General features: G+C 45.9%; 20 protein-coding genes, 1 tRNA gene and 1 pseudogene. 12 read left to right on the top strand and 10 right to left on the bottom strand.

Features of this window, described 5'->3' with window-relative positions:
• Positions 1-228: pseudogene (locus tag RID09_RS21215) on the bottom strand (exodeoxyribonuclease V subunit gamma); the annotation flags it as partial.
• Positions 229-270: 42 nt separating this feature from the next.
• Between RID09_RS21215 and RID09_RS21210 the strand changes: the two are divergent.
• From RID09_RS21210 to RID09_RS21200, 3 genes are all read left to right on the top strand, one after another.
• Positions 271-2739, top strand: coding sequence for a dynamin family protein (locus RID09_RS21210; protein WP_446337900.1), 2469 nt, complete (start codon positions 271-273; stop codon positions 2737-2739).
• Positions 2740-2897: 158 nt separating this feature from the next.
• Entirely contained in the window at positions 2898-3314 is a 417-nt protein-coding gene (locus RID09_RS21205; RefSeq protein WP_446337899.1) for a KGK domain-containing protein, read from the top strand.
• A gap of 288 nt (positions 3315-3602) precedes the next feature.
• The gene (locus RID09_RS21200) at positions 3603-3848 is read left to right on the top strand and encodes an HNH endonuclease (RefSeq protein ID WP_446337898.1); all 246 of its coding nucleotides are present in this window, start codon (positions 3603-3605) and stop codon (positions 3846-3848) included.
• A 93-nt stretch (positions 3849-3941) separates the two neighbouring features.
• Here the strand turns inward: RID09_RS21200 and RID09_RS21195 are convergent, their stop codons facing one another.
• From RID09_RS21195 to RID09_RS21185, 3 genes are all read right to left on the bottom strand, one after another.
• The gene (locus RID09_RS21195; protein ID WP_446337897.1) at positions 3942-4121 is read right to left on the bottom strand and encodes a hypothetical protein; all 180 of its coding nucleotides are present in this window, start codon (positions 4119-4121) and stop codon (positions 3942-3944) included.
• Positions 4122-4221: 100 nt separating this feature from the next.
• A complete protein-coding gene (locus RID09_RS21190; protein ID WP_446337896.1) occupies positions 4222-4827 on the bottom strand; it encodes a cytochrome b/b6 domain-containing protein in 606 nt (201 codons plus the stop codon).
• 165 nt (positions 4828-4992) lie between these two features.
• Positions 4993-5733 (bottom strand): LmeA family phospholipid-binding protein, encoded by a 741-nt coding sequence (locus tag RID09_RS21185; protein WP_446337895.1) that lies wholly within the window; start codon positions 5731-5733, stop codon positions 4993-4995.
• A gap of 96 nt (positions 5734-5829) precedes the next feature.
• Here RID09_RS21185 and RID09_RS21180 point away from each other — a divergent pair, with 96 nt between their 5' ends.
• Entirely contained in the window at positions 5830-7164 is a 1335-nt protein-coding gene (locus RID09_RS21180) for a glutamine synthetase family protein (RefSeq protein WP_446337894.1), read from the top strand.
• A gap of 476 nt (positions 7165-7640) precedes the next feature.
• Here RID09_RS21180 and RID09_RS21175 read toward each other — a convergent pair whose 3' ends face one another.
• Positions 7641-7757, bottom strand: a complete 117-nt coding sequence (locus tag RID09_RS21175; RefSeq protein ID WP_446337893.1) for a photosystem II protein Y — start codon at positions 7755-7757, stop codon at positions 7641-7643.
• Positions 7758-7895: 138 nt separating this feature from the next.
• A complete protein-coding gene (locus RID09_RS21170) occupies positions 7896-8450 on the bottom strand; it encodes a gamma carbonic anhydrase family protein (protein ID WP_446337892.1) in 555 nt (184 codons plus the stop codon).
• A gap of 118 nt (positions 8451-8568) precedes the next feature.
• Between RID09_RS21170 and RID09_RS21165 the strand changes: the two genes are divergently transcribed.
• The 4 genes from RID09_RS21165 to RID09_RS21150 all read left to right on the top strand — a co-directional run bounded on the left by RID09_RS21165 (position 8569) and on the right by RID09_RS21150 (position 13434).
• The gene (locus RID09_RS21165; RefSeq protein ID WP_446337891.1) at positions 8569-9078 is read left to right on the top strand and encodes a TIGR02652 family protein; all 510 of its coding nucleotides are present in this window, start codon (positions 8569-8571) and stop codon (positions 9076-9078) included.
• Positions 9079-9334: 256 nt separating this feature from the next.
• Positions 9335-9775 (top strand): VOC family protein, encoded by a 441-nt coding sequence (locus tag RID09_RS21160; RefSeq protein WP_446337890.1) that lies wholly within the window; start codon positions 9335-9337, stop codon positions 9773-9775.
• A gap of 303 nt (positions 9776-10078) precedes the next feature.
• Entirely contained in the window at positions 10079-12928 is a 2850-nt protein-coding gene (locus tag RID09_RS21155) for a M16 family metallopeptidase (protein ID WP_446337889.1), read from the top strand.
• A gap of 11 nt (positions 12929-12939) precedes the next feature.
• Positions 12940-13434: a plastocyanin/azurin family copper-binding protein gene (locus RID09_RS21150; RefSeq protein ID WP_446337888.1), complete on the top strand. Its 495-nt coding sequence runs from the start codon at positions 12940-12942 to the stop codon at positions 13432-13434.
• Positions 13435-13695: 261 nt separating this feature from the next.
• Here RID09_RS21150 and RID09_RS21145 read toward each other — a convergent pair whose 3' ends face one another.
• From RID09_RS21145 to RID09_RS21130, 4 genes are all read right to left on the bottom strand, one after another.
• Positions 13696-15063 (bottom strand): AtzE family amidohydrolase, encoded by a 1368-nt coding sequence (locus RID09_RS21145; RefSeq protein ID WP_446337887.1) that lies wholly within the window; start codon positions 15061-15063, stop codon positions 13696-13698.
• The gene (locus RID09_RS21140) at positions 15060-15248 is read right to left on the bottom strand and encodes a DUF4089 domain-containing protein (protein WP_446337886.1); all 189 of its coding nucleotides are present in this window, start codon (positions 15246-15248) and stop codon (positions 15060-15062) included. Before RID09_RS21140 ends, RID09_RS21145 begins: the two co-directional genes overlap by 4 nt.
• Positions 15249-15289: 41 nt before the next feature.
• Positions 15290-16867, bottom strand: a complete 1578-nt coding sequence (locus RID09_RS21135) for a metallophosphoesterase family protein (RefSeq protein WP_446337885.1) — start codon at positions 16865-16867, stop codon at positions 15290-15292.
• A gap of 94 nt (positions 16868-16961) precedes the next feature.
• Complete coding sequence (locus tag RID09_RS21130; RefSeq protein ID WP_446337884.1) at positions 16962-17225, bottom strand: hypothetical protein; 264 nt, start codon at positions 17223-17225, stop codon at positions 16962-16964.
• Positions 17226-17501: 276 nt separating this feature from the next.
• Between RID09_RS21130 and RID09_RS21125 the strand changes: the two genes are divergently transcribed.
• From RID09_RS21125 to RID09_RS21110, 4 genes are all read left to right on the top strand, one after another.
• Positions 17502-18266, top strand: a complete 765-nt coding sequence (locus tag RID09_RS21125) for a PEP-CTERM sorting domain-containing protein (protein ID WP_446337883.1) — start codon at positions 17502-17504, stop codon at positions 18264-18266.
• 150 nt (positions 18267-18416) lie between these two features.
• Positions 18417-19358: a TIGR04168 family protein gene (locus tag RID09_RS21120; protein ID WP_446337901.1), complete on the top strand. Its 942-nt coding sequence runs from the start codon at positions 18417-18419 to the stop codon at positions 19356-19358.
• Positions 19359-19388: 30 nt separating this feature from the next.
• Positions 19389-19473, top strand: a tRNA-Ser gene (locus RID09_RS21115).
• A gap of 95 nt (positions 19474-19568) precedes the next feature.
• Positions 19569-20024 (top strand): DUF3531 family protein, encoded by a 456-nt coding sequence (locus RID09_RS21110; protein WP_446337882.1) that lies wholly within the window; start codon positions 19569-19571, stop codon positions 20022-20024.
• Positions 20025-20143: the final 119 nt, after the last annotated feature.

The raw sequence follows: 20143 nt of genomic DNA, 5'->3' as shown, positions 1-20143 counted from the left end.
TCCCCAAATACCAATCCCCAAATACCAATCCCCAAATACCAATCCCCAAATACCAATCCCCAAATACCAATCCCCAAATACCAATCCCCAAATACCAATCCCCAAATACCAATCCCCAAATACCAATCCCCAAATATCAATCCCCAAATACCAATCCCCAAATACCAATTCCCAAATACCAATCCCCAAATCCCAATCCCCAAATACCAATTCCCAATCAAATGGCAATACAATTGAAACTAAAGACTTTTTAGAGCAATCGCTGCCATCATGACATCAACGCCAGCTCAATGTGAGAACCTACAAGCCCAAGTAGATAGTCTTCTACAATTATTGCATCAAGAGCCATTCCTACGAGCATCCCAGGATATCACCTCTGTTCAAGCCTCTCTCCTAAAAGCAATTTCTCCCACATTTGAGATTGTCTTTGGGGGTGCATTTAGTGCGGGAAAATCGATGCTGATTAATGCACTATTGGAACGGGAACTGCTTTATAGCGCCGAGGGGCACGCCACAGGTACAGAATGTTATATCGCTTATGCGGATATGGATCAAGAACGAGTGGTGTTGACGTTTTTGAGTGAAGTAGAGATTCGGGAACAGGCGGTAGCACTATGTCAGAAATTGGGATTATCCGCCGCCGCGAAAGCTGCGAATCATATTCATAAACCTGAAGAAATTAATACTCTACGCCAAGGATGTCAAGAGATTATCCAGCAGGAAGGGGGAGAGAGTAAATCAGAACGAGCAAAACAGGCAAAAGCATTGGATTTGCTCATGGCGGGGTTTCTAGCAAACCGCGATCGCATCCATCCTACCAGCCATGGGACTTATTCGATGGAGCAGTTTGATTTTTCTAATCTCAAAGAAGCGGCGGGTTATGCGCGTCGGGGGAGTAATAGTGCGGTTCTCAAGCGGATTGAATATTATTGCCATCATCCCCTATTACAAGATGGTAATGTTTTGATTGATATGCCAGGAATTGATGCGCCTGTTAAGCAAGATGCCCAGTTAACTTATACCAAGATAGAAAATCCAGACACCTCAGCCGTGGTTTGTGTGTTGAAACCAGCCTTAGCCGGGGATATGACAACCGAGGAAACGCAACTGCTGGAGACAATTCGCAGTAATCCAGGAATACGCGATCGCGTATTTTATATTTTCAATCGCATTGATGAAACCTGGTATAACAGCCAACTGCGACAGCGGTTAGATGAGTTGATTCGTAGCCAATTTTGGGATACACCCAAGGTTCACAAAACCAGCGGATTACTGGGATTTTATGGCAGTCAAATCAAGCATACCAGTGGACGCGATCGCTTTGGCTTAGATTCTATTTTAGCAGAGGCTGTTAGAGGAACGGGTATTCAAGAGGAAACGCCACAATTCGTAAATGAGTTTAATCGTTATTGTGGTTCCGGTAAATTAGTTGGTAGTGAGTTTAAAGCCTCTGTCAGGGGTTATGAAACCCCAGCAGAGAACTATGTACGGATTCTCAGTGAATGGGGAATGCCACTCATTGAGAAACTTATTCGAGATAGTGGAATTGAAGAGTTTCGCACATCCATTACTAGCTACCTCACCGAAGAAAAGCGTCCGCAGTTATTTGCCAATCTAGCTGATGACTTACAACCCTTATGCATTAATCTCAAGAAACATTATCTGGCTATTCAGCGAAATTTAGACAGTCAACCTCACGAAATAGAGGCGATGAAAGCCCAGGAGTTAGAACGGCTGAATCAGGAACTTCAGCAGGTGGGGAGAGAATTTTGTCTACACATCGCTGAAACGGTTAATCAGGCAGTAACCAATAGCTGTAATGCCTTTGAGATAGAATTTCACCAACTCCAAACTCAAATGATTCAACGCCTCGATGAATTACTCAATACATTCTCAGTAGCCCAAGCCTATAGTCGTGCTACTCGCAGCCATCCCCGTAATGCAACCGCACCTTTAATTGCCGTTTTAGTCGAGGCGCTTTATTATTTGGCGAATCAGTTAGAAGATGTTTTAGTCGAAGCCTCTCAACAGGTAGCGTCTCACTTTTTTGCTTATCTGATGGAACAAGTACGCCGCAGTGATTATTACAGTCAACTCTATCGATTATTGGGCAATGATGGCGGAATTGAGCAACAGTTAAAGGCGGTGGAAAAACAAGTGTGTCAGGCATTAGCCAGTGAAGCGCGGACAGAGTGCGACAGATATGTGCGAGAGAGTCCCCGTTTTTATGATGAAGGGACATTTTCAATTTATCAATTCCGGCAAACGTTACAGCAAACCTCCCAAGGATATGATGCTGAAAGTATGATTGCAGCCGAACCAGCGATTCGACAGTTATTGAAGTTAGATTTTGAACCCAAAGTGTCAGAAACGATTCGCCGTAATTTTCGCCAAACCATGAATCAAACTCTGAAAACCTTGTTATTACCGATGGCAGATGAACAGGCGGATAGGATTTTACAGGAATACCCTAATGCCCGTGAGTATTTAGAGCAAACATTAGAACAAGAGGCGGAGGAGAAAATTAAACAGAATCAGCGAATGCAAGAGGAAGTTAAGCAAAAGATTGTGGATTACAATCAAGCCGTTGCTGGGATTAATTATTGTTTACAGGCGATGAAATTAGACAGGCATCATCAACTACCGACGATTGAAGAGTCAGATTTAATCGCGACACCTGCGTCTACTGAGTCAGAGGCTTTGGATGATAGTATAGAGTCAGTATCTACATCTGAATGATTTAATACAAATGGCGTAGGAAGAGATATTCAATAATGGCTTACCAATTTATTGCGTTATTTGTTTATCTCTTTTATAATTAAATTAATTTCACAGTTTTGCTTTGATCAATCATTGCAAATCAACTCAAAACACTAATCATTTAAAGGAGATTTAGAATGCCCCATAAGAACAAATTCAAACCCCTAGAGCAAGATGAAATAGTATCTTTATCTGAGAATTCTTTATCAATTTTACTTGCACATCCCACATTTAAAGTAAGTGAATTGCTCAGAGCAATAATTGATTTAGTTTCAAGTAATGATAATGTCCTAAATGATTCAGTCAAGAAAAAAGGACGAGATAGAAAAGAAGTAAATGGTTGGTGGAATGAGGGAATACAATGTCAAGTTCTCACCCATGAAGGTAAAGGTTGGCAGAATGGCAAAGTTAGACTCACTCTAGAATTTTTTCCTGATGAATCTGAAATTGAAGAAACATCAACCAGCAAAGAACCCGAAATTACCCAGATCGAATCGCCTTTAGATGATTTGCGTCAAAGGATCAACCAAGAAAATAAACCAGAAAACCAATAAACAAAGCGCCGCCAATTCCCATTCCTTGTAGGGGCGCAAGCCTTGCGCCCGAAAAACCCATAAACTGAGGGATATTAACCCAATCTTTTTGCCAAGATTAATACAGCGGAAAAGTTAGGTAAATGACTGATAATTGTGGAGATAAATATGGAAGTTAGATTCCAACCTTTAGACAATGAAGAAGTTATCTCCTTAGCCAATAACGATCAGACAACCAATAAACAAAGCGCCGCCAATTTCCATTCCTTGTAGGGGCGCAAGGCTTGCGCCCGAAACGCCATAAAATCAATGAAAAAAACACCCCGAATTCCTATTCCTCCAGAAGTGAGAAGCTATGTATTTAAACGCGACAATTACCAATGCCAAAGCTGCGGTAACACTCAACTAGACACCCAACTGCAAATTGATCATATTATTCCCCTTGCCCGTGGAGGTCAAAATGATATTAGTAACCTACAAACTCTCTGCCGTTCCTGCAACCTCAAGAAGAAACATCATCTCGATTCTCGCTTCCGGCGTCACTTCAGTAGTTAGATAGTATTGTTAAAGTTTATATTTAACTAGAGTTGATAATAACACCAAACTATAGAACAGTGAGAGTGAGTTTGTGGGTATCGAAATTATTTTTTAAACGCAGAGGGGCGCAGAGGTTAACGCAGAGGGCGCAGAGGTTGCAGGCAATGTCTCTACAGTTTTTTTGCTCTGTTCCGGTTCCTCTGAGGGAAATAATAAGGGAGCAATCCAACCGAATAGAATCCCGCCAATGACCACAATTTCTACAACAATCAGTAGCGTATTTCGTTTCATCTCATGTTTTTTTAAACAGTTATCATTTCCCCGTTTCCTGTTCCCTATCCTTACCACAACACTTATTCAGCAACCCCTAAGTATTCAACCGGATAGGATATCATCTATCTTCGCGCCGACCGAATGAACGCAGTGTCTGAATCCACTTTTTGGGAGAATCGTCTGGACGATAGTTTAGCTTAAATATGGATATCCATAATGGTAATCCTCCTACCTTTGCACTAATTAATAAGTGAATAGCTAAACATCCAACTAATATCACCCATCCGGCTAGGTGTAAATAATACCAGATATGATTTAATTCCCCATTGGGTAACCATTCTTCTTTGATCATACTGCCAGTCATCAAGGAAAAGGTAATGGCTAATAACATCACCGTATTAATAATCCGATGCAGGCTATACCAACCGATAGGTTTACCCAATTGTCTAAGTTTTTGAAACGAATCGGGTTGAATGAGGCGTTTAGACCCTAGATGAAAACTGTATAATGCAAACGCTGGCATTACCCCTAGGAGTAAGGTTTTGCCAAATGTACCATGAATGCCAATAATATCTGGAATTTGGGGCAGAGACAGTTGTCCGAATCGCCCATCATAGGTATCATAAACCCAGTAGGAGGTGATGATAGCTAAAATGGCAATCAGAGCATTGACACCATGCAACAGTCTCAGAAGTAAGGGTTGATAAGGGGTAGCACGAGACATGGTTCAGGTTATCTCGATCAAAATACTCATATAGAATAACACTCGCCCTGACAATATGAGTCAGGGCGGGTTTTGTTGATCCGTTAGCAGTTATTAACCTGTTCGCTATTTAAACCTTAATGTCAACAACTGCAAAATCGTTGTCAGGCGAGCATCTATCCCAATTCACAGGGATGGAAACTGCGTCACATGCGCCACTGCTTGCAGGGTGAGTTGACCTTCTTGGACCTGCAAATGATGCATACGTAGCGATATCCCTGGCATCTCAAAGTGACTCAAGTGTAATATTTTACCCGCCTTGGTTACTAATGCTTGAGTGAATTCTGGTGAGAGTTCTTTTCCTTGGGCGTATTCCACCTTCTCTAGTACCACGCTGCGCCCGTCATCACTCACTCTAGGAGTAGTGGTGAAGGACACTCGTTGAGTTTCATTACTTTGAGCTAGCCGGACGTCAGCATCAAAACCAACTCGACCTTCGGCTAAGAGGCGACAGTGTACCTGCTTGACGTTGAGAGTTTGCGGCTTACCATCCACCTGAACCTTGAGTGAGCGAAGCTGAATCCCTAATACATCTGAGTTGAAGGCACGGTTGAGATCAACCTGAGCAATCACAATCCGTGCTGTTCCCTGAGTCGGTTGGGTCAGTTCAATGTTGCCCGTTAAGGCTTTGAAGGGAGCAACCGCAATGGTTTCTAGCCGGATAACCATCTCTTGTAGACGGATATCGTGTTCCATGATTAACCCCTCACCGTAAATCGCCAGGGATTCTAATTGACCCTTGGCTAACAGGGAAGGGTCTGTTTTAACTCGCACCTCGAGTTTTTTGGCATCATTGATTTGGCTGGAGAGCGCCAGCGTCGCAATTCTGTTCAGGGTCTGTTCTCCAAGGCGGTCTAGGGTCAGCACGCGATCGCTCCTTTATCAGCCGTGTTATCTTCTCATTATATTAAGAAACGTTAATTTGTGGAGCTACTCTGGGAGAGAAACACAGGCAGAAAATGAATGGAAAAAGAACAATTACAAAATCTTGACCAGCTTAGGATTCAATTTGTCCGCCTTCTCTGGTGCGACAATGCCAATATTATCCGGGGTAAGGCAGTCCACCGAAAAGCCTTATCCGAATACCTCATCCATGGTGTGGGTATTTCTGCGGCTCAACAAGCCATTCCGGTTATGTATGATGCGCCTGTTGCTGGGAGTGGGTTTGGACCTGTGGGGGAAATCCGTCTCGTGCCAGACTGGAGTACGCTGAACCCTTTACCCTATTGCCCAGGTCATGCCCGTGTCATGGGTGATATGATCCTAAATGGTGTGCCTTGGAGTCTTTGTCCACGCAATTTCCTCAAACGCATGATTGCAGAGGCTAACCAAGAAGGGTTAGAGGTGATTGCCGCATTTGAGAATGAGTTCTATCTCTTGCAGCGAAACGCTGAGGGCATTGTACCTGCGGATGAAACAGTATTTGCCTCGACGATGGCAATGGATTTGCATCAAGGGATTATTGATCACATCGCGGCAGCTTTGATTGAGCAGGGAATGCTAGTGGAACAATATTATCCCGAATCCGGTTCCGGTCAGCAGGAAATCTCCATCCTTTACACCAACGCCCTAAGTGCGGCAGATCAACAGATTGCCTTCCGGGAAACTGTCAAAGCGATCGCTCTCCAACATTATCGTATCGCTTCATTCTTACCGAAAATCTTTGCTGATCAAGCGGGTAGCGGGTGTCACCTACACCTGAGTCTCTGGCGAGAGGGCAAAAATCTCATCCCCTATCCAGACGGAAATGGCGAACTTTCGGATATTGCGCGTCATTTTATAGCTGGAATTCTGCACCACCTACCAGCCCTGATGGCATTGACAACACCCACTACCAATTCTTACCGTCGCTTGCTACCCCGGTGTTGGAGTGGGGCATTCCGGTGTTGGGGATTAGATAATCGGGAAGCGGCTGTGCGTGTCCCTACCCATCCTGAACCCCTGAGTCCGTCTCATTTTGAATTCAAAACCGTGGATGCTACGGCGAATCCCTACTTAGCATTAGGGGCAACGATTGCAGCGGGACTTGATGGTATCCGCCAAGGCTTAGAACTGGCAACGCCTGTATCTGTAGATCCGGGTACAATGACAGATGCTGAACGCCAAGCGGCTAATATTGAACGATTGCCCAGTACGTTAGCTGAGTCGATAGAACAGCTTAGAAATGACTCGGTACTCCTCGACGCTTTGGGTGAAGAGTTGGCTCATGTTTATTTAGCAGTACGACAAGCCGAGTGGGAGGCGATGATGGGTTTCGATTTAGACGCCGAAGTCAAGCTTTTATTAGAGCGATATTGAATTGGCACAGCTAAGGTGGGCGACTGTAACTTCACAAAATTTTAACTTGATAGTGCAAGAAGTCTCCCGGCATAATCTACGATTTGGCGGCGAGATGAATCGCACCTTGTGACAAAACTTGTTTTTATAAACTTATGCTTTTCATACTTTACTATCAATTACTTGGATATGTTATAGTAAGCTAAATAGGCTAGAATTCTAGCCGCAAACCGCGAAAACCAAGCGGCAAAAACAGTATTCTGCCTTGGGAACCAGGGCGGCTGCGCGGGTTCTCCCTGAGAGGAGATAAAGGTTGGATTCCAACCAGAGACGCTGAGTAAGACCAATATGCTTTCGGGTATGGCGGCTTCGGTGAATGAGACGCGAAGCCTACACCATAGCGTTAGCTTGGTTTAGGTAGTTCACTCAAAGCATTATAGCCAGAGAGACGCGCCATGGCACGTCTCTACAAAAGGTATTTGTGTCTATCCAACCGATCAGGATTTATTCAGAAACGCCTGAATTTGACCAATAGCCGCTGCACCAATGTTGAACAAAGCCCAACTTGCGGCTAAGATGATAGGCAACAAGACAATGATTAACCGCCAATCCATAGTTTCACCTACCTCGCTTAATGCTCAAATTTATGTGAAGGATTCTCATATCTATAGTTTTAACCAAATTATGCGCCCAAAAGTCAATAGGTAGCCAGTTTTTTTTCAACGTCGGTAAGCTTGTCAGTCTCCACGTTCTTATTCAGATGAGTGAAACCCCAAATCTGTGCCTTTTCCCCCATGAACCAAAGCTAGCTTTTGGTAGCGCCGCGCATGTTCGATTAATTCAGCCGCCTCAGTTTCAGAAATATCACGGACTTTTCGCGCCGGAATGCCAACTACCAGCGATAAAGGGGCAACATCTTTGGTCACCAATGCCCCAGCACCGACAACGCTGCCATATCCTACCCGCACACCATCTAGGACAATCGCACCAATCCCAATCAGACATCCCCGTTCAATATGGGCTGAATGGACGACAGCCCGATGTCCAATTGTCACATGGTCTTCCAGAATGGTCGGCTTACCCGGATCACCATGTAAAATAGCGCCATCCTGAATATTGGTGCATTCACCAATTTCAATGCCCTCGACATCGCCCCGCACCACAGCACCATACCAGATACTAACTCCTGGCGCGATCGCGACTTCACCCATAACTACCGCATTGGGCGCAACAAAGGCGGCTTGAGACAAATCAACAGCAGACCAATAGGAGGGAGTTGCAGGAAACTGGGGATGAGAATCAGTCACGATTGCCTATAAAACAGATGAGTGTGTTCGAGCGTATTCTATAATTGATGAAGCCACAGATATATTTATACAGGTACTAGCGCAATCGCCGAATGAATGACGATACCTTCAACCCTAGATGATTAATCCTAGTTTACAGTACCCCATATTCGGTTCAGAGATTCAATGTCCTCACTGTCGGCAGTCTATTCCGGCATTGACATTGACCGATACCTATTTGTGTCCCCGGCATGGCGCTTTCGAGGCAGACCCCAAAACTGAAGAACTCATCCATTTACAATCGGGGCGTCACTGGCGTCAATGGCAGGGTGAATGGTATCGTCAGCATACCCATCCAGATGGGATTCGCTTTGAAATTCACGAAGCCCTTGATCGCCTGTACACTCAAGGCTATCGGGCAACACGGGTGATTATTGCCAGTCGCTATCGAGACTTAGTTAGCGCCTATCTGGAACGAAGTACCCCCTGGCGCGGACAATCTGAACCGGGACGTCCCCGACTTTATGGCTTACCCGTCGCATTTAGCCCTGATCCAGGCGAGGAACCCTGTTGGGAAGTGATTAACTTCAATTTGGAAAAAGAGCCAGGAATTCCAGTACGCTATCCTTATTTTCGATTATTTGAGTAAGTTTCATTGGTCATTGGTCATTCGTCTTTTGTCATTTCAGGACTTACGCACAAACGCCATTTGTGGTAGGGGTACGGCACAGGCGCCCCTACAGGTAGCGCCTGTGCCGTCAAGAAAACGGAAGTCCTAATTTGTCATTTGTTTGCTTCCCTATCACTAAGTAGGGGCGGGTTTAGTTAAGTTAGGAGTTTGAGTTGAAGTGTTAGTGGTAAAACCCGCCCCTACAGAGATCAACAATTAAAATCATTTGTGAATCATGCATCATGCTTCAATTCGCACGGCTGATATTCATCGCGCGATCGCGTTCTACGAACAATTAGGTTTCACAATTTGTGAACGCTTCACGGCGGGAATTACTCTCGCCTGTTGGATGGAGGGACTCGGCGGACGAATTGAACTGATTCAAATCCCTGAACCTAAACCTGCACCCGATGCTTTTGGTGACGAACATTACGTCGGTTACTATCATCTCTCTTTTGACCTCACCGAAACAGTTGCCGATTTACCCAGTTGGCTGGAATCGCTACAACAGAGGCTAGCTGAGGCATCGAGTCAAAATCCGGATCAGTTTCAACCTCTGAAAATTCTCTTAGAACCCACTCAACAAATTATCGGCGATCGCGTGTATGAGGTGGCATTTATTGCCGATACCGATGGATTACCCTTGGAATTTATCCGAGTCTTGGCAACCCGCTAATTTGTAGAGACGTTGCATGCAACGTCTCTACACCCTCCAAGAATTCTCAGACGCTTCTCGCCTCACGTCTCTACTGGACTGACACAGCTAAAATTGTGGAATAGATTTGACGGTGAAATGGGGCGCACACCGTGCGCCCCTACAGTTTCTGGATGTAATTCTGATTCGTCGAATGTGGGACTGACTTAAGGCTGGTGGGCAATGCCCACCCTACGGGATACCCAGGGTTTCGGCGACTCGGATTCTCTGAAGTGCCTCTAGAGGGTACAATGCTCAAATCAAAGGAGCAGTATTATTAACCGTATGCCTGGGTTTCATCTTCTAAATCGCTATTTCTTGCCCATTCTACTTTTTAGCTCGTGCCTTAGCGCCGTGCTGCTCTTCTCTAATACAGCAACTTTGAGTCAAACTCCTCTACCCAACACTAACTCTGATTCCTCATTGTCTCTCACTGAAACGGTTCGCAAAACTCTACTGGACAACGGTTTAACCGTTCTCACCAAAGAAGTCCATTATGCCCCTGTTGTCACTGTCCAGGTATGGTATAATGTCGGCTCGCGCAATGAACCGCCAGGATTAAATGGAATCTCGCACCAGCTCGAACATTTAATGTTTAAAGGCACGACCAATCGCCCGATTCAATTTGGTCGCTTGCTGAGTGCTTTAGGCGCAGAATCCAATGCCTTCACCAGTTACGACCAAACGGCATATTACAACACCGTTAAGCGCGATAAACTCGAAGCCCTGCTGATTTTAGAAGCAGATCGGATGCAAAATACCCAGATTAATAGCGAGCAACTCGCGACGGAGAAAAGGGTGGTCATCTCAGAGTTGGAAGGGTATGAAAATGACCCAGAATATCGCCTTGATAGTGCGGTCATGGAGCAAGTTTTTCCTGACCATGCCTATGGTTTACCCGTTGGTGGTACTCAGGACGATGTGGAACGTTTTACCCTGGAGCAGATTCAGGATTATTATCGCACGTATTACAGTCCTGACAATGCCACTGTGATTATTGTCGGTGATTTTGAAACCGACAGGGTTCTGAATGCGGTTAATAAGCATTTTGGTACAATCGGTGTCAGTCAGCCGAATTTAGACAGGGTGGGTTCCAATACGGTAAGGGAGAGAGGAACAGGGGGTGTAGGGGCGGGTTTGACGGATAACTTATGGCGCCAAACCGATAACTTGACTAAACCCGCCCTTCTAGGGGAAGCAGGGGAGAATCCTGTGATTTTGCAACAACCCGGTAGTGCGGCGCTGGTGCAGGTGGTTTACCCTCTACCTGATATTAATCACCCCGATGTTCCGGCGATTGATGTGATGGATTACATTTTGACATCGGGACGTAGTTCCCGAATTTACCAAGCTTTAGTGGAGTCCGGATTGGCAAGTGATGCGGGGGGGTATGCCGCGAATTTCCGGGATAAGGGCTGGTATGCTCTATTTGTTACGACTGATCCAGGTGAAGATATTAACGCGATTGATAACGTCCTGCAAGATGCGATCGCGTCTTTACAAAACCAAGGCGTGACTGATGCTGAACTCAACCGCGCCAAAGCTCAACTCAAAGCAGGACTGATTCTAGAAAACCGCGATGTCACCAGTCAAGGGTTTCAATTGGGGGTGGATCACACCACGGCGGGGGATTATCGCTTCATCGATCGCTATTTAGCCGCCATCGCCCAAGTATCAAGCCAAGACGTGCAGCGCGTTGCCCAACAGTATCTTAGTCCTCAACAACGTACTGTTGGCTTGTTTAAACCGACTCAGATTCAGGATGAACCCAGTCGCGGTATCGGTAGTTTTAGTAAAACAACTGAACATTTTTATGCTGAGTCTCCAGCCGAACCCGCAGAAGTCGCCCAGTATTTGCCCCCTGTCGTTTCTGATTCAACCTTGGCAACAAACCAACCCCTACCCGAACAATTTATTTTAAACTCAGGGATACAGGTGCTACTTTTGCGCGATCGCAGTACGCCAACGGTGACTTTAAATGGATATATTCCAGCAGGGAAAGTCTATGATCCCCCTCAAAAGTCGGGTTTAGCGGAACTCACGGCTGAAAATCTGATGAATGGAACTCAGACTCAGGATGCTTTGATCCTTGCTCAACGTTTAGAGGATCGGGGCATTAATTTAGAATTTTATACGGCGCGGGAAGGCACATTTATAAGTGCTAGTGCTCTGTCTAATGATCTGTCTTCTTTAATTCCCATCCTCAGCGATGTTTTGCAACAGGCTACATTTCCGGCGGAACAATTGGAATTAAGCCGTCAAAGGGCATTAACCGATCTGCAAATCGAATTAGATGACCCCGCTTCTTTGGCACAGCGTACCTTAGCCCAAACCCTTTATCCAGAAAATCATCCCTTTCACAGTTTCCCGACGTCTGAAAGCCTGACGAGGATTACTCGTGATGATGTGGTGCGATTCTATCAGGAGTATTATCGTCCCGATACTACTATCCTGACGCTGGTTGGGGACTTTGAACCCCAGGAGGTGCGATCGCTCCTAGAACAGGAATTCAGCACTTGGACAGCCAAAGGAAAGCCGCCTCAGTTAACGATTCCTGCGGTTCAGCTACCTCCTAGGGTGGTGCGTCTCAATCGAGTGTTACCAGGGAAATCCCAATCGGTGACGTTTATGGGTACTGACGCGATTAATCGCACTGATCCGCGATACTATGCGGCGTTAGTTCTCAATCAAATTGTCGGCGGCGATACCTTAGCCAGTCGTTTGGGAACCGTGATCCGCGATCGCTTAGGCTTAACTTATGGGATTTACAGTTCCTTTCAGACAGGAATACACGACGGTTCCTTTGTGATTGAAATGCAGACAGCCCCCGAAGATGCTCAAGGTGCGATCGCGAATACGATTAATTTACTGCAACAGATACAGGCGCAAGGAGTTACAGCAACAGAAGTAGCTACAGCTAAACGCTCAATTACCAGCCAATATCCAGTGACACTTGCCCATCCTGACAACTTAGCCCAAACCATTCTCGACAATCAAGTTTATGGGTTAACCTCCAATGAACTGCGGGAATTTGTCCGTCACATTGAAGCCGTTAGCTTAGAACAAGTCAATCAGGCGGCGAAAGAATTACTCCATCCTGATAATCTGGTAATCGTAACAGCAGGTTCAGTATGAGGCTAATAAAAATGTCCTTAAATCGTTTCGTAGTAGGGGTTTTAGCTCCAAATAGTCACCTCTGGCAAAATCAATGGCTTCGCCGATGCTTAACCGCAATCATTGGACTAATTCTAGGAATTAACGTAATATGCTTCCCAGCGATCGCGGCGACTTCAGCCATAGAGGTCAACGTGAGTTTGGGCAATCAAGCGGATGAATTGAAGTTCTTCCCCAACCAATTTGAGTTTGTCGCCGGTACACGCTATAAACTGTTGCTAGATAATCCCAGTCCCCAAAAGCACTACTTCACCGCCAAAGACTTCGCTGATGCGAGTTGGACTCAAAAAGTTGAAGCTGCCAAAGTAGAGGTTAAAGGGGCAATCCATGAACTGGAACTGAAACCAACTGGTGAAGCTGAATGGGTATTTGTGCCGATGAAACCGGGAACTTATGAACTCCATTGTTCAATTCCTGGACATACAGAAGCAGGTATGGTAGGAGAAATTACAATAAAACCTTCATAACGAGTTAAGTTAGCAGTTAGCAGTTATCAGTTATCAGTTATCAGTTATCAGTTATCAGGTATCAGTTATCAGTTATCAGTTATCGATCACTGTTTACTGTTTACTGTTTACTGTTCACTGACCACTGTTCACTGTTCACTGTTTACTGTTCACTGTTCACTGTTTACTGTTCACTGTTCACTGTTTACTGTTCACTGTTTACTGTTTACTGTTCACTGTTTACTGTTCACTGTTTACTGTTCACTGACCACTGTTCACTGTTCACTGACTCTCCAATACGGCAGCTACGCGCAGTATCATGGCTTCATTATAAGGAGCGGCAATAATTTGCACACCCAAGGGTAGAGAACTAGAGGGCTTGACAGGAACTGATAAAACAGGTAATCCAATAAATGATAAAGGTTGGGTGAATAGTCCCAAGTTTGGGCGCACTAATACCTCTTCTCCCCCAATTACCATTGTTTCTTGATCTAAGCCAGGGGCGACACAAGGCGTAGTCGGGGCGAGAATAATATCTACCATCTGAAACACTTCTCGCACCCTTTGGCGATACCATTGGCGAAACCGTTGCGCCTGAATGTACCATGAGGCGGGAATTAAAGCCCCCGCTAAAAAACGATCGCGCGTGGCTCTGTCAAAGTCTTGCGGACGCGATCGCAAGTTGGCAAAATGTAGATTAGCTCCTTCTGTTGCTGTAATAATATAAGCCGCCGCTCTTGCCCGATGCGCTTCAGGTATCCTAACTGTAGCGGTGACATTCAGCGCCTGGGCGACTTTGGCGACAGCATCCAAGGCTTCTGGGGTAGCGCCTTGAGAAAAATACTCCCCCGCCACCGCAATCCGTAATCCTTCAATTCCCTCTTCCAGTTGTGGTAAACAAAGTTCTGGGGGACGTTGTGTACAAACCGGATCACGTTCATCGCTTCCCTGAAGGATATCATACACTGTCGCAATATCCCGTACTGAACGGGCAAACGGACCAATATGGTCTAAACTACTGGAAAATAAAATAGCCCCTGCCCGTGATAAACGCCTGTATGTTGGTTTTAACCCAAAAACTCCGCACAGTGAAGCCGGAACCCGGATTGAACCATTGGTATCGGAACCCAAGGTAAGGGGGACTAATCCGGCTGCAACCGAAGCGGCGGAACCGCCAGATGATCCACCGGAGACACGAGTCGGATCATGAGGGTTTGGTGTTGCCCCATAATGACTATTTACAGTCACAAACCCATAGGCATATTCATCCATATTTAAAGCCCCCACCAGCACCGCCCCCGCTTGCTTAAGTCGGGTAACGGCGGTAGCATCGTGGTTGGCTGGGGGATTTTCGGCATTAATTTTTGAGCCGGCTAGGGTGGTTAATCCAGCAATATCAAATAAATTCTTCACCGCAAAAGGAACCCCAGCCAAGACGCCAGGAAATTCCCCTCTCGATATCGCCTGATCCACCCGTTCCGCCTCAGCGATTGCTGTATCAGGGGTAACGGCGGTAAAACAATTTAAGCTAGAGTTACGGGTATCAATCTGCGCCAAACAATCCCGCGCGATCGCACTTGCGGTTACTTCACCGTGATAAACCGCCGTAGCTATCCCCACAGCGTCAGCTTGTCTCCAATTAAAGGTCATGGTTCAAAAACTGGTGCGGCTTCTATAGTATCCGGTAAGGGAAAATCATTCACCAATTGTGCGATCGCGGCAATTCGAGTCATATTATCGACGACACCAGGACGGTATTCTGGGTCAATCGGCAAATCAATAAACTCCGCCATGCGATCGACATATTCACTAACATCAAAGGTTTCTTTGGTCATAGCTGAATCTGTTATGAATTCCGTTACATAAGACCTGTTTTCTAACCAATAACAAAGGCTTCCTGGGAATAATTATCCCAGGTTCGGTGACAGCGTTCAGCAATAAACGGTTGAACTCGGAACTTCGGCGGATCACCCTCTAGAACATCAATCCGTAAAAATGAATAGAGTCGCTGCTTTTTAGAACCATGACCATGACGACCGGCATAAAAGTGCGATCGCGCCACCATACGGGAGGGACTATTATTAATAAACCCAACAGATTCCATTATCTCTGAACCTTCTTTGCGTTGACGGCGTAAACTATGACCACTCCCACCGCAGATAATCCAGGGCATATAAGAATCCGCGTGTCCGGTATCAACCGTTTCTAGATATTCTAAACAGTGGGCATGACCGGTGAGCACCAAATCCACCAAAGGACGCCCCTGGGCTAAATCACCCACCTCCGTCGCCACAGCATCCAAAACTTGACGGAGGCGGCGACGAACTGCCCATGTTTGTGCCTGTTGCCATTTGGTGGCTTCGGTTACGTAGGGGGGATGATGCAGGTAAATCACCCGTCCCCGTACCTCTTGAGTCTGCCAAGACTGGGTTAGCCGTTGGCGTAGCCAGTCCAATTGTTCAAAGTCAATAGTAGTTTCTTTATCCGATGCCAATTGTTTATTAATATCCAAGCTTAGTTCATCAATTTGCTCTAATTTCACATTCAAATCATCAAGCTGTTCTGCCTCTTCCGGGTTATCCGTATCCAGGGTAGCGGCGGTTTCCATCATTTGCATTTTTTCGGCTTCTAGTTCATCCCGTCGCTGTTCTAAAAGGCGGCGAAAGGCTTCCCCTTCTGGCGTGGCTGGAATCGGTGCGGGGGCGTTAAAGGTATTGGAATCAAGGGCAAAAAAGTCAATTCCGCCACTACGGAACGTATAGTAACGGTTCGGTAAACGGGTAAACTCTCCGGGTTGGTAGCGCAAGCAACGTCCTGTGTCTGTTTTCGCCGTATAGTGGTGGTCTAGATGATTCTCCAACTTTCCCCACTGCTTCAATGGCTTCAGATAGTCCAGGAATGCCTTGGTGTAAGCTTTACCCTGATGTGATCCGTGCCAACCTACATTCAGATCGAGTTTAGTCTTCAACAGGTGGCGCAGGGGCCAAGTTACCTGTGCCATAACCCCGTAGATGAAGGGTAAATCATAGTAATCGTGATTTCCAGGGATGGTGAGGAAGGGAAGATTAAACACCATTTGGTCATAAGAAATTTTATGGTGAGAGTCGCCATCGACGATAAACTCGCGGTAGGGTTTGATAAAGTTTTGGGGATAATATTCACTCGAACCTACCTGATAAACCACGTCACCGGTATGCAATACAAAGCGGCAGTCATCGCGGTGATTTAGCATCATTTCCACAATTTTGCGTTGTGGATCATGTTGTTTATGAGACCCAAAGCCTGTATCACCGACGACTAAAAATGAGAACTCTGGATGATCGGGTCTATCATCGTCTAATACCAGCCGAGTTTGATCGATATCCCGTTCAACGATTAACGGATCTTGCCAGCGAACTCGTTGTTTCATCTGCTGGATTTTTTCGGCAATAGGAGGATCGGACACAAATTGCATAATGGTTCACTGCCAAAGGTTTGCGTTTTGAGGTTATCCTCCGATATCTAGAATGATCATCTATCTGAATGTGGGGATCTGAGCAAAGGATGCTCTAGCGAGGAAAACACTTGCGTAGCATGATTTGACCGACTAAACCATTTTCCTTTGGAGATGCGAAATGGACAACCTCAATCACAGTGAAGCAGGGTCCAATATGGTGCAGCATCCCTTCAGCAAATGAGATCAACTCGCCGCAACAGGGTAGCCGAGATAATTCCACCCGTTCTCCGTTTAAGTCTTCTAACTCCGGTGAATAGTCTTTATGGGATGTTCTGGGGGCATTCTCGAACATCATTTGTACTTTAACCCATTCCATGAATAATACACTCCTGACTCAACGCCTATATAGGGTAACTCCCAATTGCCACATTTTCCTCACTCCGATAGAATTTTAGCGACGCTGATTAATCAAGGGATCATACCGATTACTGAGCCACATCCAACTTTTCCCAGACATTGCACTCCAGGTAAGGGCTTCAGCCAGCAATTTAGGCAGGTTAAATGAGGGGGGAGAATCCTTAATATTTTTCTCTGTTCAAAGAATTAAACTAGATATAGAGCAAAATACTGTCTCGTCTATTTTGGAGGTCACATGAATACGATACAAAACAAGCTAGTCACCACAACCTTGGCGGTGGGAGCCTCTGTCCTCGGTTTTGGCATGTTATCTCAACCTGCTGCGGCGATTAATTTAACCTTTGTAGGCGAGGGTGATGCTGTCCCCGAAGGCTGGACTAACTTGAACTGGACGGTGGAAGGAAGAGCGGGTGCTAAAGGCTTTGCCGACTGGGAGTTTGCCACCAAAGAAGATGATGGATTGAGAACTGTTGAGCAGTTGAACTGGAATTGGCAAAATGGTCAAGAAGTGCCATGGATGTTAACGTGGGATGGGAATACCGTTTCCTTTAGCCTCGGTGGGCAAACCATTGCCTTTAACCAAGAAAACCCACCTGCTAAGTCTTTTAATGGCTTTTACCTCTGGACAAGAGCAACAACGGCATTGGGTAAAGTCGATCCTGAGACTAAAATGTTTCTGGAAGTCAACCAGGTTAATGGAATCGCAGTCAATCCAGTGTTCAGTTCCGCTATTGCCCCCCCAGGTGAGGGTAAGACTACTATCACGAAAAACTATTTTGCTAGTGATACCTCAATTAAATCGCTTTCAGGTATTGCCAATATGAGTTGGCTACTGGGTTCTCCTAATCCTAACCAAGCGAATGCTCGTTCGCTAGTGGGCTTGAAAATAGAAGGATTTTATGATCCTTCTGCTTCAGTACCAGAGCCAGGTACAGTTGCAGGAGTATTAGGGATGGGGTTGTTCGGTGTCACTTCGGTGCTACGGCGTAAAAGAGCTTAGAGTCGAGGGCGAGCAGATTAAAAAAGTGGACACGATTTGTGTATTTCCCTAGCTGTTCGCCCAGATCAGCCTCCATCGGTGTTTCGTGATTGAGCCAACGAGTGCGGCTTTTTTTATGCTGGAAGGGGGAATAATTAAAAAACCATGAATATGACCAGTCATAATCAGCCATCTATTAAAATAGCCGTCGTTGGTGATGTTCACGATCAATGGGAAGCACAAGACGCGATCGCACTCCAACGGTTGGGTGTTGACTTGGTGCTGTTTGTCGGGGATTTTGGCAATGAGTCTGTGGGTGTGGTTGAGCGAGTTGCTGCGGTTGATCTGCCCAAAGCCGTGATTCTGGGAAATCACGATGCTTGGTATACCGCATCAGCTTGGGGACAGAAAAAATGTCCATACAACCGTCAACAGGAAAATTGGTTACAGGATCAGTTAGAGGCGCTCGGAGATGCCCATGTTGGTTACGGATATTTGGACTTTTGTGATCTTCAGCTTTCGGTAGTCGGGGCTCGTCCGTTTAGTTGGGGGGGATCAGCATGGAAAAATCAGGATTTCTATCGAGATTGGTATGGGGTCAACAGTTTTGAGGAGTCTGTTGAACGAATAGTCGCCGCCGCCAAAGCGACAGAATACAACACGATTCTGTTTTTGGGTCACAATGGACCAACGGGGTTAGGCGAGGAAGCCGAATCGCCTTGTGGTAGGGATTGGCATCCCTTGGGCGGAGATCATGGTGACCCCGATTTTGAAGCCGCGATCGCACAAACTCAGGCGCTGGGAAAACAGATCTCCTTAGTCACATTCGGTCACATGCATCACCGATTACGCCACACAACCAAGCGATTGCGAACTATTGTCACCACCAGTTCACAGGGAACGGTGTATCTCAATTCAGCCAGTGTACCCCGAATTGTGAAAACGGAAACAGACCGACTGCGAAATTTTTCACTGGTGTATCTGAAAGAGGGTGTGGTGGCTTCAATTTCTCTGGTTTGGGTGGGAAATGACTATTCTGTAGTGCTAGAAGAGTTTCTCTATCGGCGCCCTCAACCCGTTGGCGGACAATTTGTTTCTAGACAGTCGCCATGAACGCTTAGGCTTGGTATGATAGATAAGCCTGGAGAGGTGGCAGAGTGGTCGAATGCGCTCGACTTGAAATCGAGTGACTCGAAAGAGTCCGTGGGTTCGAATCCCACCCTCTCCGTTAGTGTTGGGGAAGCTGGGGAAGCAGTCTTGATTCCGATTCCCTGTTTCAGCTTAACCTTGTCAAATTTCTAGATAACTGATGATTGATGACCTATGCGGGTAGAGTTTCGCGAGTATAACCCATTCGATTTGTGGATCTGGCTAGAGTTTGCCACAGTTCCTTCCCCCATGGAAAAAGATTATATTGAAGAGTTATTCAATTCATGGTTTTACTTGGGAAAATTGGGCGGATTTGATGCGGAAAATCTCCAAGTGCAGGAGACAGGTGTGGATATCAGCTATATGGACTATGATGACCGAGAAACAGACAGCACCCTCATGGCACTGATGCACAATCAAGGAGACTTTGATTATCAGGGAACCTGGGGACGCTGCTGGTTTGATTTAGGGACATCAGATGCGATCGCACTTGATGTTCTGATCAATTCCCTGAAGCAACTGTCTCAAGAATATGTTCACATCGAACGGCTGATCATCGGCGGTGAGAATGAAGATTGGCCCGTAAAAAGCCGTCAAGAATCTATGTTTTACCGGAAAAGCGATGGGTGAAGGCTCCCACGCTCTTTAGCTGGGAGATGAAACCGAGCGAACCGTCTAGGTAGCGAATAAATTCGCCAGTCAAATAATTCGGATAACGTTCTACTATTGTGGTAATGTAAATACAAGTC

Source organism: Coleofasciculus sp. G1-WW12-02 (genome assembly GCF_040219735.1).
GTDB lineage: Bacteria > Cyanobacteriota > Cyanobacteriia > Cyanobacteriales > Coleofasciculaceae > Coleofasciculus.
Note: the sequence above shows the minus strand (reverse complement) of the source record. Positions and strands in the feature narration are given on the sequence as shown.

Excerpts from the sequence above, each read along its gene's own strand:
- RID09_RS21210 (WP_446337900.1), top strand. The coding sequence starts at position 271 with ATGACATCAACGCCAGCTCAATGTGAGAACCTACAAGCCCAAGTAGAT.
- RID09_RS21205 (WP_446337899.1), top strand. The coding sequence starts at position 2,898 with ATGCCCCATAAGAACAAATTCAAACCCCTAGAGCAAGATGAAATAGTA.
- RID09_RS21200 (WP_446337898.1), top strand. The coding sequence starts at position 3,603 with ATGAAAAAAACACCCCGAATTCCTATTCCTCCAGAAGTGAGAAGCTAT.
- RID09_RS21195 (WP_446337897.1), bottom strand. The coding sequence starts at position 4,121 with ATGAAACGAAATACGCTACTGATTGTTGTAGAAATTGTGGTCATTGGC.
- RID09_RS21190 (WP_446337896.1), bottom strand. The coding sequence starts at position 4,827 with ATGTCTCGTGCTACCCCTTATCAACCCTTACTTCTGAGACTGTTGCAT.
- RID09_RS21180 (WP_446337894.1), top strand. The coding sequence starts at position 5,830 with ATGGAAAAAGAACAATTACAAAATCTTGACCAGCTTAGGATTCAATTT.
- RID09_RS21175 (WP_446337893.1), bottom strand. The coding sequence starts at position 7,757 with ATGGATTGGCGGTTAATCATTGTCTTGTTGCCTATCATCTTAGCCGCA.
- RID09_RS21165 (WP_446337891.1), top strand. The coding sequence starts at position 8,569 with ATGATTAATCCTAGTTTACAGTACCCCATATTCGGTTCAGAGATTCAA.
- RID09_RS21160 (WP_446337890.1), top strand. The coding sequence starts at position 9,335 with ATGCATCATGCTTCAATTCGCACGGCTGATATTCATCGCGCGATCGCG.
- RID09_RS21155 (WP_446337889.1), top strand. The coding sequence starts at position 10,079 with ATGCCTGGGTTTCATCTTCTAAATCGCTATTTCTTGCCCATTCTACTT.
- RID09_RS21150 (WP_446337888.1), top strand. The coding sequence starts at position 12,940 with ATGTCCTTAAATCGTTTCGTAGTAGGGGTTTTAGCTCCAAATAGTCAC.
- RID09_RS21145 (WP_446337887.1), bottom strand. The coding sequence starts at position 15,063 with ATGACCTTTAATTGGAGACAAGCTGACGCTGTGGGGATAGCTACGGCG.
- RID09_RS21140 (WP_446337886.1), bottom strand. The coding sequence starts at position 15,248 with ATGACCAAAGAAACCTTTGATGTTAGTGAATATGTCGATCGCATGGCG.
- RID09_RS21135 (WP_446337885.1), bottom strand. The coding sequence starts at position 16,867 with ATGCAATTTGTGTCCGATCCTCCTATTGCCGAAAAAATCCAGCAGATG.
- RID09_RS21130 (WP_446337884.1), bottom strand. The coding sequence starts at position 17,225 with ATGGAATGGGTTAAAGTACAAATGATGTTCGAGAATGCCCCCAGAACA.
- RID09_RS21125 (WP_446337883.1), top strand. The coding sequence starts at position 17,502 with ATGAATACGATACAAAACAAGCTAGTCACCACAACCTTGGCGGTGGGA.
- RID09_RS21120 (WP_446337901.1), top strand. The coding sequence starts at position 18,417 with ATGACCAGTCATAATCAGCCATCTATTAAAATAGCCGTCGTTGGTGAT.
- RID09_RS21110 (WP_446337882.1), top strand. The coding sequence starts at position 19,569 with ATGCGGGTAGAGTTTCGCGAGTATAACCCATTCGATTTGTGGATCTGG.